The 13470-nt window shown below is 44.0% G+C and carries 14 protein-coding genes; 1 reads left to right on the top strand and 13 read right to left on the bottom strand.

Annotation, left to right across the window (positions count from 1 at the left end; genetic code table 11):
* Window positions 1-14 precede the first annotated feature (14 nt).
* Entirely contained in the window at window positions 15-884 is an 870-nt protein-coding gene (gene proC / locus NST45_RS07070; RefSeq protein ID WP_036676316.1) for a pyrroline-5-carboxylate reductase, read from the top strand.
* Between the two features lie 52 nt (window positions 885-936).
* Here the strand turns inward: proC and NST45_RS07065 are convergent, their stop codons facing one another.
* The 13 genes from NST45_RS07065 to NST45_RS07005 form a co-directional block, all read right to left on the bottom strand.
* The gene (locus NST45_RS07065; RefSeq protein ID WP_051490914.1) at window positions 937-1662 is read right to left on the bottom strand and encodes a hypothetical protein; all 726 of its coding nucleotides are present in this window, start codon (window positions 1660-1662) and stop codon (window positions 937-939) included.
* Window positions 1659-2765 (bottom strand): hypothetical protein, encoded by a 1107-nt coding sequence (locus NST45_RS07060; protein ID WP_036676314.1) that lies wholly within the window; start codon window positions 2763-2765, stop codon window positions 1659-1661. The genes NST45_RS07065 and NST45_RS07060 overlap by 4 nt, the downstream gene beginning before the upstream one ends.
* Window positions 2766-2780: 15 nt before the next feature.
* Window positions 2781-3278, bottom strand: coding sequence for a hypothetical protein (locus NST45_RS07055; protein WP_141240287.1), 498 nt, complete (start codon window positions 3276-3278; stop codon window positions 2781-2783).
* Entirely contained in the window at window positions 3269-3724 is a 456-nt protein-coding gene (locus NST45_RS07050) for a sigma-70 family RNA polymerase sigma factor (protein WP_256715977.1), read from the bottom strand. The genes NST45_RS07055 and NST45_RS07050 overlap by 10 nt, the downstream gene beginning before the upstream one ends.
* Window positions 3725-3948: 224 nt before the next feature.
* A complete protein-coding gene (locus NST45_RS07045) occupies window positions 3949-4701 on the bottom strand; it encodes a DnaD domain-containing protein (protein ID WP_038572407.1) in 753 nt (250 codons plus the stop codon).
* Window positions 4702-4732: 31 nt separating this feature from the next.
* Window positions 4733-6031, bottom strand: coding sequence for an asparagine--tRNA ligase (gene asnS, locus NST45_RS07040; RefSeq protein WP_036676308.1), 1299 nt, complete (start codon window positions 6029-6031; stop codon window positions 4733-4735).
* A 21-nt stretch (window positions 6032-6052) separates the two neighbouring features.
* Complete coding sequence (locus NST45_RS07035) at window positions 6053-7261, bottom strand: acetate kinase (protein WP_036676305.1); 1209 nt, start codon at window positions 7259-7261, stop codon at window positions 6053-6055.
* Window positions 7258-8130: a 3-hydroxyacyl-CoA dehydrogenase NAD-binding domain-containing protein gene (locus tag NST45_RS07030; protein WP_036676304.1), complete on the bottom strand. Its 873-nt coding sequence runs from the start codon at window positions 8128-8130 to the stop codon at window positions 7258-7260. The genes NST45_RS07035 and NST45_RS07030 overlap by 4 nt, the downstream gene beginning before the upstream one ends.
* 133 nt (window positions 8131-8263) lie before the next feature.
* Complete coding sequence (locus NST45_RS07025; protein ID WP_036676302.1) at window positions 8264-9766, bottom strand: AAA family ATPase; 1503 nt, start codon at window positions 9764-9766, stop codon at window positions 8264-8266.
* Window positions 9759-10301 (bottom strand): hypothetical protein, encoded by a 543-nt coding sequence (locus tag NST45_RS07020; RefSeq protein WP_036676301.1) that lies wholly within the window; start codon window positions 10299-10301, stop codon window positions 9759-9761. The genes NST45_RS07025 and NST45_RS07020 overlap by 8 nt, the downstream gene beginning before the upstream one ends.
* 410 nt (window positions 10302-10711) lie before the next feature.
* Window positions 10712-11230 carry a DUF5590 domain-containing protein gene (locus NST45_RS07015; protein ID WP_076104448.1) on the bottom strand — a complete coding sequence of 173 codons (519 nt, stop codon included), beginning with the start codon at window positions 11228-11230 and terminating at the stop codon, window positions 10712-10714.
* Window positions 11231-11402: 172 nt separating this feature from the next.
* Window positions 11403-12704: an amidohydrolase gene (locus NST45_RS07010; RefSeq protein WP_076101458.1), complete on the bottom strand. Its 1302-nt coding sequence runs from the start codon at window positions 12702-12704 to the stop codon at window positions 11403-11405.
* The gene (locus NST45_RS07005; RefSeq protein WP_036676294.1) at window positions 12691-13344 is read right to left on the bottom strand and encodes a redox-sensing transcriptional repressor Rex; all 654 of its coding nucleotides are present in this window, start codon (window positions 13342-13344) and stop codon (window positions 12691-12693) included. Before NST45_RS07005 ends, NST45_RS07010 begins: the two co-directional genes overlap by 14 nt.
* Between the last annotated feature and the right edge of the window lie 126 nt (window positions 13345-13470).

Below are 13470 nucleotides of genomic sequence, written 5' to 3'. Positions count from 1 at the left end.
GGAGGATTTTAGCCATGTGTCAGCAACCTTCAGTTCCACTCATGAATCATAATATTGTTTTTTATGGCGCAGGCTCCATGGCAGAAGCCATCGTTCGCGGGATGATTAGCCGCAATATCGTGAAGTCCGATAATGTCATCATGCTCAATCGCAGCAGCAGTGAACGTCTGGCAGAACTAAAAAGCCGTTATGGTGTAATAGGCACAAATGATCCCGAACAAAAAATAGAATACTTACGGAACGCACCAGTAATAGTACTGGCAATGAAACCTAAAGATGCCGCAGAATCCTTACGCGGACTAGGTCCAATTCTTTCTCCGGATCAGATCGTAGTTTCTGTCATTGCAGGTCTATCTATTCGCACCATGCAAGGTCTACTTGGCAAAGCCCAGCCTATTGTTCGCACAATGCCTAACACTTCCAGTTCCATCGGTCTGGGTGCCACTGGTCTAGCCTTCTCCAAAGAAGTAGACGAAAGAGGCCGTCGCCTTGCTCTTAATATCTTTGAGGCTGTCGGGCTTACAACAGTCATTGATGAGGAACGTATGGAAACCTTGACCGGAATTTCAGGCAGCGGGCCTGCGTATATCTATTACATGATGGAAGCCATGATCGCCGCTGGTATCCGTGGTGGGCTGCCACTTGATCAAAGCACCGAATTAACTGTTCAAACAGTGCTGGGTGCTGCCCGAATGGTACAACAGACGGGAGAAGAACCCGCAGCACTCCGTAAGAAGGTTACTTCCCCTAACGGTTCAACACAAGCAGCTATAGAAGTGCTTGAACGAGGGGAATTCTTTGAAACTGTGATTGCTGCAGTTAACCGATGTGCCGAGCGCTCACGTGAAATGGGTGCTGCCCTAGAGAAAGAGCTTCGTTCTTAACCAAAAAAAGATCGCAGCCCATCCCCTCATCGGGTGGGAAGCGATCTTTTTTTTATCTTGTTACAACATTTCCATAATTATCTCTTACGATTACCTTTAGATTTACAGGAGCCGCAATGGTCACGTTCAATGCATTCCTGGAGTTATCGAATACTAGATGTCTAGGTATGTCTCCTAAAATGACGTAAAATGTGTCTCCGACTTGTTTAGTTTGCAACAGCCGCTTCTCTTGCTCTTGCTTGAGTTGCCCTTCTGCCGTGGAATAACTCCCAAATACATTCAACTCGTTCCCAGCCGTTCGATCAACCATAATTCCATAAGGTTCAGCAGCCTGGATTATAAGTGTGCCTACACCCTGTGGAACATTCCCCTTCCATTCCGGCAAGGAATAATTCTCCTCCGTAGATGAGATCACATGTCTAAGTTCTTGTGTTAATCCTAAAGAGCTGACTCCTGCGAATACTAAACAGCACACTGCCAGAAATCCGACGAACAGAACACTTAGCACATCATAGTACATTTTCCCTTTACCACGGAACCATAAGGTGTAAATTACAATTTCTAAACCAAGTAAGATAAAAATGAGCGGCCACCAAGCAAGTGTTGTCTCGAACACATCCGCTCCTTTCCACTGCGAGACCATTATTAATGCCCCGAGAAATAAAAGGCTCAGTCCCATCGACAACGTACCTACACGCCAACTTCTAGATTTCCCTTCGTTCACTGGAAACTCGCTAGTTACCATGACTCCCGGCTCTACTTCTACTGGATTATTCAAGATTGACCCCCCGCCCCTTTTCTACTCTTATTATTCTTACTTCCAGTCATCAGCTTCACCCCACCACCAATCAATAACACGGAGACGACAATGGTCTTAAAATATTCATTTACGCGATATTCCAGCCGCCATTCTGGAAATCTGATATCGATGGCAGGAACTGCGACATTCACAACAATAAAGTATAATCCGAGACACATCAGGACTGCACCGAGCCAACCTTGATGATTTAAGAAACCTTCGATAACCGGCTTATCCTGCAAAGGTTCACGTCCATATCGGCTAACTAACTGTAAGCCATCGAATAAGCTATAGAACCAAATGACCGGGATGAGGAAAAACAGCAATGTTAACCGCAAAAGATCCATGACATAGATACTTCCTAAGAAAAGAAGCATGAGCTGGAGCCCTCTTTTTTGCAGTCCCAGATACATCTGTCCAGCACCAGGAAATGCGGATAGTAATGTCGCTAATACTTTGCTGCGTCGTCCTTCCTCACGTCCAGCCTCCATCTCTTCGAATAATGTGCGGTCAACAAGCATTTCTCCTGCTTGTTTACGATGGATCAACTGAACTGCATCAAACATGCAATACAGCCAAATTACTGGCAATACTCCAAACAGCAGCAAAAATGCATCACTCGAAGTAATTCCGGCCAAGAACAACATAACGGTCATGAATCCGAAAAAAGAAATCAGAAAGGATAGTCCACGCTGCATCAGCCCCATATGAAAATGACCCAATCCAGGAATGAAAGACAATAAGATGACATGCACACGTTCATTATCCTCCGTCTTTACGGGCATAGTAGAACTAAAATCCAGCATTGATCCATCAGGCGCTACAATTGGAGTGGGCATTTGCAGTAATTTAATTACCAGATGAATCATCGAAAGGATCCATAGAAGTAAGAATCCGATCACTCCCAATGCCAGAATTCCCTCATCCCCTTCAGCCATAGCGATTAAGAATGACATAAATAACACACCAAAGCTTAGCAAAAAATAAACAATCCCTTGTGGGCGTCTTCCCATATAATAATGACCTGCTCCAGGAATCATATTAAGAAAAAGACCCTTAATTTTATTACGCTGCTGTTGCATTGTTCATTTCTCCTCTCATTTCTGTCTTCCGTCCATAATCCGGCTCAACCATCCGCTGGTGGCTTGCATGAATTGTTCGCTATAAGATGGCGAATTATCTTTCTTAGGGACAATAAGCTCCATTTCACCCGTGAGTAACTTATCAAACATCCCGGAAGACATAATCAACAGCGTTAACGAAGCAGCAACGGCATAATGAAAGATTGTTTTTTCATACCAGCGATAACGCCGTGATCCTTCTTCTTTCCCCGCTACTTCTTCTATGACTACTGAAGATCTCACCGTAGCAACCCAATCTCCCATAACTCTCTCTGTAAAAGCAGACGAATTCTCCAATGAAGGCAGATCCTCCTTTAGCTCATCCAGCATCTCCATGTATGAAACAAATGTGTCTTCATCCTTGAGCAGCATTAGTTCCCATTCTTCTCGCTCTATACTATCTTCTTGCCCTTCAAGATAAGCTTTTGCCTGCTCGCGGCGAATTAGGTTTTCTCCACTCTTCATCATAGCCATTCGTCCTCCTTCCAATGTTTTCGCATCCATTGTCTCGCCCTATATAGTCTGGACTCCACCGTCTTCAGAGTAATTTCATTTTCAGCAGCAATTTGCTCATATTTTTTATTTTCCAGATAATAAGCCACCATAATTTCCCGATGACCCTCCGGTAAATTGTTGATCTCACCCGACAGACGATTCATCCGGTCACGACGGACAACAGTGGCTAGTACATCCTCCTCATTAGAAGGTGTCTGGCTCAGCACAAGCTCATAGTCAACAGGTAACTCTCGTAGCCGATCACGTTTACGTTTGGCATCAATAGCCTTATTTAAGGCGATCCGCGTAATCCATGATTTTAAGCCTTGATAACGGTAGTCAGGGAGAGATTTATACATCTGGAGAAAAGCTTCCTGAGCAGCGTCTTCAGCCGCTTTAACTTCACGTAATACAGAATAGGTGATTTTGTATATATGCTGACTGTATGTATTTACAAACTGGCGAAACGCATCTTCGTCTCCTTGGCAAATCCGCTTGATTAATAGCTCTTCCTCAATGACTCTCCCCTCCTTCCCACAGCAATAGACGCTGAGTTCTTCGCCTACCCCTGCACTTATCTAAAAAAATAAAAAAAGAACCGTACAGACTCTAGCAATAGCTAAAGCAATACGGTTCTCTCCTAAACGATCTATCTTCCACCATTGCGGAATTTTTGTGTATACGTCTTAACATCCTGAGCGTTCTTGACCCGGTTACGGGCCCATTCCAGCAATATCCGGTCGATATAACGAAAATGAACCTTCCCCGCAAATACGGATTCCTTGAGTGCTAACAGAATCAGCTCCTCAGGATATCGGTCTTGATCCACCCAGCTGGAAATCGTCTCACATTCCATTGGAGACAGCGGGCGCCCGAATTCCTTCTCGAAAATACTGAATAGATTCCGGCTCTCCTCTTTATCTCCAAGTGAAGAAGGAGATGTGGGGGGAGTTCCGAATCCTCCACCTGACGCAGCAGCCCGGGGAGCTGATGTTCCATATGCTCCCTTGTCCTTATCTTGCTCATTTTCTTGTACAGCTGTCGCAAGATAAGCACCTAGCTTTCCATATAGCCCTGAGAAATTGTAGCGTTCATAATGGATATCTCTTAGCTCATCGTTGTCTCCATCGATGCTAATGAAACCTTCCTTCATGAGCTTCTGCAATTCTCCGGCGAGAACGGAAATGCTACGACCAGTTACAACCTGAAGCTCCTCCAGAGAAGGGAACTCAATCCCTTCTACTTGCCTGAAGGAGAGCAGATGAATCAGCAGCATGGCTTCACTTCCGCTTAAATTCAGCTTCCGGTAATACTTCAGTAAAGCGTAAGGTATGACGGCCATTCCGTTCTCCAGACCGAAGGAGACGCCTTCGCTCCAGGTACTCCATGTCTTGCCGTCCATGTGCTTCCCCCTTTGTTCAAATCCTAAGAACTTATGGGTAGAGGCGGTACAGTGTACGTGGGAATGGAATAGTCTCACGTACATGGTCAAGACCACAGATCCAAGCTACAGTACGCTCAAGCCCAAGTCCAAAACCGGAGTGAGGTACAGATCCGTAAGTACGCAGATCCATGTACCATTTATAAGAATCCATCGAAAGATTGTGCTCTTTATAACGCTCTTCAAGCAGCGCAGGATCATCGATCCGCTGTGAACCCCCAATAATCTCTCCATAACCTTCAGGAGCGATCATATCAGCACACAGTACGACTTCAGGACGATTTGGATCCGGCTTCATGTAGAACGCTTTGAATGAAGCAGGATAATGAGTAATAAATACAGGTTTATCGTATGCTTCAGCGATTGCTGTTTCATGAGGTGCACCGAAATCATCACCCCAAGCAATATCTTCAAAGCCTTTATCATTCAAGAACTTGATCGCATCGTCATAAGTAATGCGTGGGAATGGTGCTTTGATATTCTCCAGCTTGGAAATATCGCGGCCTACCGCTTCCAACTCCGCACGGCAATTCTTCAATACGGATTGCACTACGAAGCTAATAAACTCTTCCTGAACCTTCAAGCTTTCTTCATGATCTGTGAAGGCCATTTCCGGCTCGATCATCCAGAACTCGATCAAGTGGCGACGAGTCTTAGATTTCTCCGCACGGAAGGTTGGTCCAAAGGAATATACACGGCCCAGTGCCATAGCTGCAGCTTCCATGTATAACTGTCCGCTTTGGGTCAGGTAAGCATCCTCATCGAAGTATTTCGTGTGGAACAAGTTAGTAGTTCCCTCTGCTGACGTTGGCGTCAGAATCGGAGGATCCACCTTTGTAAATCCGCTCTCGTTGAAGAACTGTTGGATTGCCCGGATAATCTCCGCACGAATAACCAGAACAGCCCGCTGCTTCGAGGCACGGAGCCAGAGGTGACGGTGATCCATCAAGAAATCAACGCCATGCTCTTTCGGAGTAATTGGATAATTCTCTGTAAGGTGCAGAACTTCAATTCCGGTAACAGTCATTTCAAAACCGGATTGACTGCGAGGCTCCTCACGAATAATACCAGTCACATACAATGAGCTTTCCTGCGTGAGGCTCTTAGCTGCGTCCCATACCTCTTCAGGCACTTCTGATTTCACTACAACTCCCTGAATATAACCTGTACCATCGCGAAGCTGCAGGAACTGAATTTTACCACTGGAGCGCTTGTTGTTTACCCAACAACCGATAACAACACTTTCTCCAACATGTTCATTCACGTTCTTGATTACACTCTTGTTAGCCATGCCTTCAATCTCTCCTCTAATTTAGCCGTTAATTCCTTGCACAATACGGTTTGTATCACGTGCGATGACAAGTTCTTCGTTAGTCGGAACTACAAGCACCTGCACTTTGGAATCTACCGTAGAGATACGACGCGGGTCGCCGGAGCGAACTTTGTTAGCTTCAACATCCAACTCAATACCCAGGAACGTAAGGTTATTTAGCAGTTTCTCACGTAGCAATGAAGCATTTTCACCAACACCAGCAGTGAATACGATAGCATCTACACCGTTCATAGCAGCCGCATAAGAACCGATATACTTGCGCAAGCGGTACTCATACATTTCAAAAGCTAGCGTGGAATTAGGCTCACCTTTTTCCATACCCTCAATAATATCACGCATATCACTGCTTACGCCCGAAATTGCTAGGAGTCCACTATGTTTGTTCAACATGGAGTTAACTTCGCCTACGGACAATTCTTCCTTGTTCATCACGTAAGGAACAATTGCTGGATCAAGATCACCACTGCGAGTACCCATCATCAAACCTTCCAGAGGAGTCATACCCATGGAAGTATCCACAGACACTCCATCTTGAACAGCAGTTACACTACCTCCGTTACCGATATGACAAGTAATGATCTTCAGATCTTCCAACGGACGCTCCAAGTACTCCGCAGCAGCTTTGCTTACGAAGTCGTGTGATGTACCGTGTGCGCCATACCGACGAACTTTATATTTATTGTACAGTACTCTAGGAATCGCGTACATATAAGCTTTTTCAGGCATTGTTTGGTGGAATGCAGTATCGAATACAACAACCTGCGGTACACCCGGCATATTTACTTCAGAAGCCGTAATCCCCATCATTGCTGCTGGGTTATGCAGTGGTGCAAGGTCAAACAATTGACGAATTTTAGTCTTGGCATCAGCGTCCACGAGTGCGGAAGCTTTGAAGAATTCACCACCATGTACTACACGGTGACCCACAGCATTGATTTCTTTAATGGATTCAATAACGCCATGCTCTTTATCCGTTAGGCAAGCTAGAACTTTACGAATCGCTGTGTTATGCTCCAAAATTTCACTTACTTCTGTTACTTCAGCTTTACCAGTAGGTTTATGGTTCAGAATGGAGGAATCCATCCCGATACGTTCCACCAAACCTTTAGCCAAAACGGATTCATCAGCCATATTGTACAATTGATATTTTAAAGAAGAACTACCGGAGTTAATTACTAGAATATTCATATACGGTCACCATCCTTGTCGTACTGGAAGAAGCCTTCGCCTGATTTCATACCCAATTGTCCTGCACGCACCATCTTCTTAAGGATCGTGGAAGGACGATATTTCAGCTCACCATATTCACGGAACATATTTTCAAGTGCAGCAAGAACCGAATCCAGACCGAATCTGTCAGCCATTTCAAGCGGTCCATATTGGAATTGATAACCAATACGCATAGCATCGTCAATATCCTGTGCGGAGGCAACGCCTTCTTGCAGCACGTGCATAGCTTCATTGATAAACAAGCAAATGAGGCGTGATGTTACAAATCCTGGGGATTCATAAATCATTACACCTTTTTTCTCAACAATTTCATCAACAAAGGATTTTGTATCTTCAAAAGTAGCATCTGAAGTTTTCAGACCGCGTACAATTTCAACAAGATCCACTTTAGCTACAGGGTATATGAAATGCATTCCGATCACGCGTTCCGGATACATTGTAGAACTTGCAAGTTCAGTCAAGCTAAGTGTTGACGTATTGCTGGCAAGAATAATGTGGTTTGGACATACTTGATCCAGTTGATTTAATATTTTTTTCTTTTCTTCTAAATCCTCAACGATTGTTTCGATAACCATGTCACAAGAGCTCAGCTCTGCGAAATGTGTCACTTTTTGAATGCGGCTAAGAATCAGCTTCTTCTCAGCTTGAGTGATCGCCCATTTCTCCAGTTGCTTATCTAGACTTGTCTCGATCATTTCGTAGGAGTAGTCCAGTTTCTCAGGGGTTTTCTCCACCAGCAATACATCCAGGCCCTTGGCTGCCAGCATTTCGGCAATCCCTTGTCCCATTGTGCCACCGCCGATGACACCAATTTTCTTGAAATTCATAAAAAAGTCTCCATCCTTTCAGGTATCTATACTTTTGTATTGTACCTTGTCTGTCGCAAAAATTTATAAAGCCCGACATATAATGATATCTTAGCATGCCTGAAAAGTAAAAAAAAATAACCAGCATAAATATTTATGCTGGTAAACGCACGCTGTCACGAAATTGACATCGAAATTGCTCTCCAGAGAGCACTTCTTCCTTCATTAAAATGTCAAGGGAGTAATCAAATACATTTCGTTGCTTTTCAAGGTGGTCGTGAGTACGCACCATCAATTCATCCAATATTTTACTGTTTTCCTTCATAAGCTCTTCAGTGGTAACCATTTCCAGCTTGGCGATACCCAACGAAGTTAATCCGGATTTCATCATGGTTTCGACAATATTCAGGGCTTGATCAAAATCGCCACGCGAACCAGTGCTTCGTCCGCCATAATACATTTCTTCTGCAGCCGCTCCACCAAGTGCGATCATAATCTGATCTTCGAGATAATCTTTGGTGTACAAATACTGCTCTTGCTGAGGATTGTGACGTACATAACCAAGGGCTTGCCCCCGCGGAGTCAGCGTAACCTGACTAACACTTCCCGGACGAAGCAGCTCTGCCATAATGGCATGTCCCAATTCGTGGATTGCCACCCGTTTTTTCTCTTCGTGGTTAGTTTCTCTGTCCGTTTTTTCCCCCATCATAACCTTGTCAATCGCCATCGACAGATGCCGCTGCTCAACCTCTGTCAATTCCTCACGCATCATATAAATTGCTGCCTCATTCATAACACTTTCGAGCTGAGCACCGGAAAAACCATAGGCTTCTTCGGAAATTTTGTCGAGGTTCACATTTGCATGAAGCGGCTTATTTTTGGCATGCAATTCGAGAATCGATTTGCGGCCTTTTTTATCAGGCATGTCCACTTGAATATGACGGTCAAACCGGCCAGGACGCAGCAATGCTGAATCAAGCATTTCTTTACGGTTAGTGGCTGCTACCAGCAGAATGCGCGGCGTTTCGTTGTTATAGATCCCGTCCATCTCGGTCAACAGCTGATTCAAGGTCTGATCATATTCTCGCTGCTGTCCGCCTTCACGCTTACCGCCAATTACGTCAATTTCATCTATGAAAATAATAGCGCTTTGCTTGTTTTCCTTAAGGGCGCGGGTACGGGCATCCTTAAACAAATCGCGGATACGGCCGGCACCGACACCTACGTACATTTCTACAAACTCACTGCCTGATGCTGCCACAAATACAGAGTTCGTATAATGTGCTGCTGCTCTAGCCATAAGGGTCTTACCTGTTCCTGGAGGGCCTGTAAGCAGAATCCCTTTCAAAGGCCGAATCCCGAATTTGCTGATTTCCTCATGCCGGATCAGAAAATCCAACGCTTCACGAAGCTCCTGCTTTGCATTGTCTTGCCCGCCAATTTCTTCAAAAGTAAGCTTTGAAGGTCCATCCTTCTTGCGTTTCTTCCCGGCACCTGCATTCACCGCAAGTCCGCCTCTTAAATGAGCAATGATAAGTAAAGCCGTGAGCATCCCAGCAGCAATAACGATCGGGAATATATTAATGCCTAGAAAAGCCATAAAAATAAACAAGACAGGAACAAATCCGATTAGAATTTCTTTAAGGTATTTAGGCATTATTCCATACCCCCAATGTCGCAGGTTTGCGCGGCAAAATAATAAATTTGCTTTCTTTTCCATTACTCAAGCTTACATAGACATTATTGTCGTCAATTTCTGTTGAGGCTATCACATTTTTATATTGCGGATATTGCGCTTTGAGTCCATCAAGTTCTGTGGGTATAAGTGTATATTTACGGCTCTCCATGGCTTCAGCTACAGAGAACATCGCTTTATCCCAGTATTCATCCAGCAGTTCACTGGAGTTCTGTTCTACATCAAGTTTCAGTGTACGTCCATCAATCATCGATTTTCCTTCTTTAGAGACGTACTGAACCAGTTCACGTAATTTCGTGCCTGGCTGGAGATCAAGTTTCAAAGTGACCTCATTGCGGTTAATACTGATATGAGAATCATTGACGCCCTCATATTGAGATACAATCTTCTGAAGTGGTTCCTGCATTGCAAACTGACGATACAAAAAGAAGCCACCAAACAATAGAGTAGCCGACAGTAGAGACGTTATCAGCACAGGTACAAGACGTAATTTCAAGAAACGTCCTCCTCTCAAAGATGACAAAATATAAAGCTCAGTATAATAATTTATAGCTACTTGAGAGCTCATCAGAGAGACTGAAGTCTCTTATTGCTGTTCTAATTACAAGTAGTAGTATATCACAGGTGTATATACTAATTTCAAAATAAATGTGAATATATTTAAAATTTAATTTTTTAAATATTTCCATCAATACCAAATATATTCCTCGTTTTCGACAAAATCGGCCTTGATTTTTAATCAATCGGCCTATTTTTGTATGTGAATTTAAGAGAATATTCGGTGATAACCACCCATTCAGTATATCACTTAGTATATCACTTTTGTACATCAAATAAATGTAAACAAGCGAACTTATAATAAGTTCGCTTGTTTACATTGCCACCCTTAATTTCCTTATGTTCGGCTTAACTTTTAGGTAAACTGTAACCTTCACCCATTCGGGACCCATCCGAAAACCGATAAAATTGATAATAATACCGACCGCTCTGTTTATAAAAAAGCTGCCAAGCATACTCTCCGTTATATACTCCCGGCAGCAAGCGTTCAATCGTTATGTCCGGAAGATCAGCTTTGATAATGCCGCGTATTTGGGCTTCTGAGGTTCCTTTACTTAGTTCCTCAGCAAACACTGCGTCGTCGCCTTCAGCATATTTTCCATCTACCGTAAAGCGGACCCAGACCATAAGAGCAGTCCCGGCTTCATTTTTTCCTGTTAAAACCCAGTACACTGCATTTTCATCCCAAACCGATTTTTGTGCTTTGGTTACCTCTGTTAGACCCGCTCTGGTTTTGGCAACATCCTTGGCGATATCCCGCTCGTTCCATTGATCTTTCATAATATAGGCATAGAACTGGATAAGTCCAAACCCCAGGAGCAGAATCAGAACTGACCCCAGGAGGATCCATTTTTTCCTTTTCTTCAAGGTACAGCTCCCTTTCTAGTAATATATCTTTTTTGATTATATAACACACCCGCGTGTTTATCCAAAATTTCATAATTTTCTAGCTTTCCCAGCCTTTAAAATGTACAAAAGGCCGCAACTTTTGCTAAAAGCAAAAAGTCGCAGCCTATTATTTATTCGTTATTATCCAGACTTAACGCTTCAATAAACCTTCGAAGGCTTCTTGCGCTTTACGCCGGATAGCTTCCTCATCCAGGGTTAAGCATTGTCCATGCTTGATGACCTGTTTACCATTCACCCACACATGCTCAACATCCTTAGCGCTAGCAGAGTAAACTGCATGAGACAACAGATCTGTGTGTGGCAGCAAATGCGGCTGATCTATATCAATTGCAATGAAATCAGCTTTCATCCCAACAGCAAGTCTACCTACATTATTTAAAAAGATGGACTGGGCGCCATATTCTGTAGCCATACGTAGAGCTTCTGGAGCTGGAACAGCCGTTGGATCACCGCTGACACCCTTATGAATGAGAGCTGCAAGCCGCATCTCTTCAAACATATCCAAGTTATTGTTGCTTGCCGCGCCATCCGTGCCAAGAGACACCTTCACACCAGCTTTTAGAAGATCAGTAACCCGAGCCACTCCGCTAGCCAGCTTCAAATTACTGCCCGGATTATGAGAGACACCCACATTATGGCGAGCCAAGATCTCAATCTCTTCATCATTTAAATGAACACCATGTGCAACTATCGAGGGACGTGTGAACATTCCAAGCTTCTCTAAGTGAGCTACAGGACGCAACCCGTAATCCGCCACATTTTGTTCCACTTCACGTTTCGTTTCGGACATATGCGTATGCATCGGTAAATCCAGATCATGCGCTGCCTGCACGAACTTAACCAGGAAGTCCGGAGGGCAAGTATAAGGGGCGTGCGGCGAGATCATAGTAGTAATTCTACCGTCCGCCTTTCCATGCCAGTTACGGGCAAAAGAAATCGCTTCCGCAAGCTTGTGATTCTGTACATCCTCTGGACATAACCCGATCACACCACGCATCAATACGGAACGGATACCTGATAACTCAGCTACCTCAGCTACTCGGTCCATATGATCATACATATCGAGGAAGGTCGTAGTTCCACCCTTCAGCATTTCCAATACAGATAAGGAGGTTCCCCAGTATACATCATCACCGGTGAACTTTTCCTCCATCGGCCACATTTTCTCCTGAAGCCACACTTGTAGCGCTAAATCATCTCCATATCCACGCAGCAAAGACATCGCCGCATGACCATGTGTGTTTACAAGTCCAGGCATGAACAGCAGACGACTGCCATCAACCACTTGCACTCCAGCTTCCATCTGAGGCTCTTCTTTTCCTATGTAAGTGATTAAATCATCTTCAATAGTCATATATCCACTCAGAACCGGCTCATCCGTTCCCGGAGTCAGAAAATACCCGCCCTTAATTATCGTTTTATTGCTGTTCATGTTCGCTTTCTTCCTTTCCATCCCGCAAGTAATAAGCAAGACTTTGCAGATCAGTTGTAAAATCAGCTGCATGCACCCGGATATTCGGTGGTGTCTTCAGAATCACAGGGGCAAAGTTCAAAATCGCTTCAATCCCAGAAGAAATGAGAATATCTGCTACATTTTGAGCTTCTGAATCAGGTACGGTAATAATGGCAATGCGAATACCTTGCTCACGAATCGTGCTGCCTAGTTCATCCATTGGTTGCACAGTAAGGGAGTTGATCTTACGTCCAACCTTAGGAGCGTACGAATCAAATATAGCGGTGATTTTCATTGTATCTTTAAGATATGCATTGTAATTAGACAAGGCATGTCCGAGATTACCTGCCCCTACTAAAGCTACATTAAGCTGTTGATCCAGCTTCAGAATATGACGGATTTTCTCAATAAGATACGTTACATCATAGCCGATACCTTTTCTGCCGAAGTCACCAAAATACGCTAAATCCTTACGAATCTGTGCGGGATTAAGATCCAGCTTTTGTCCAAGTTCCTGAGAGGAAACTGTTAATATTTCGCGATTCTGGAGATCATTCAAAAAACGCAAATACACAGGTAGTCTGCGAACAACGGCTTCTGATATTTTATCCGATTTCATATTTTTCCTCCTAAAAATAGTAATGTTCTTGTGAAAATCCATATTCAAACGTATACCTCTCCTTATTAAGGGCGGTACTGTAACTTACCGCCCTTAAGGATAAGGAGGAGCTAAACTGAAGACGAG

Source organism: Paenibacillus sp. FSL R7-0163, assembly GCF_037969975.1.
Lineage (GTDB): Bacteria > Bacillota > Bacilli > Paenibacillales > Paenibacillaceae > Paenibacillus_AQ > Paenibacillus_AQ odorifer.
Note: the sequence above shows the minus strand (reverse complement) of the source record. Positions and strands in the feature narration are given on the sequence as shown.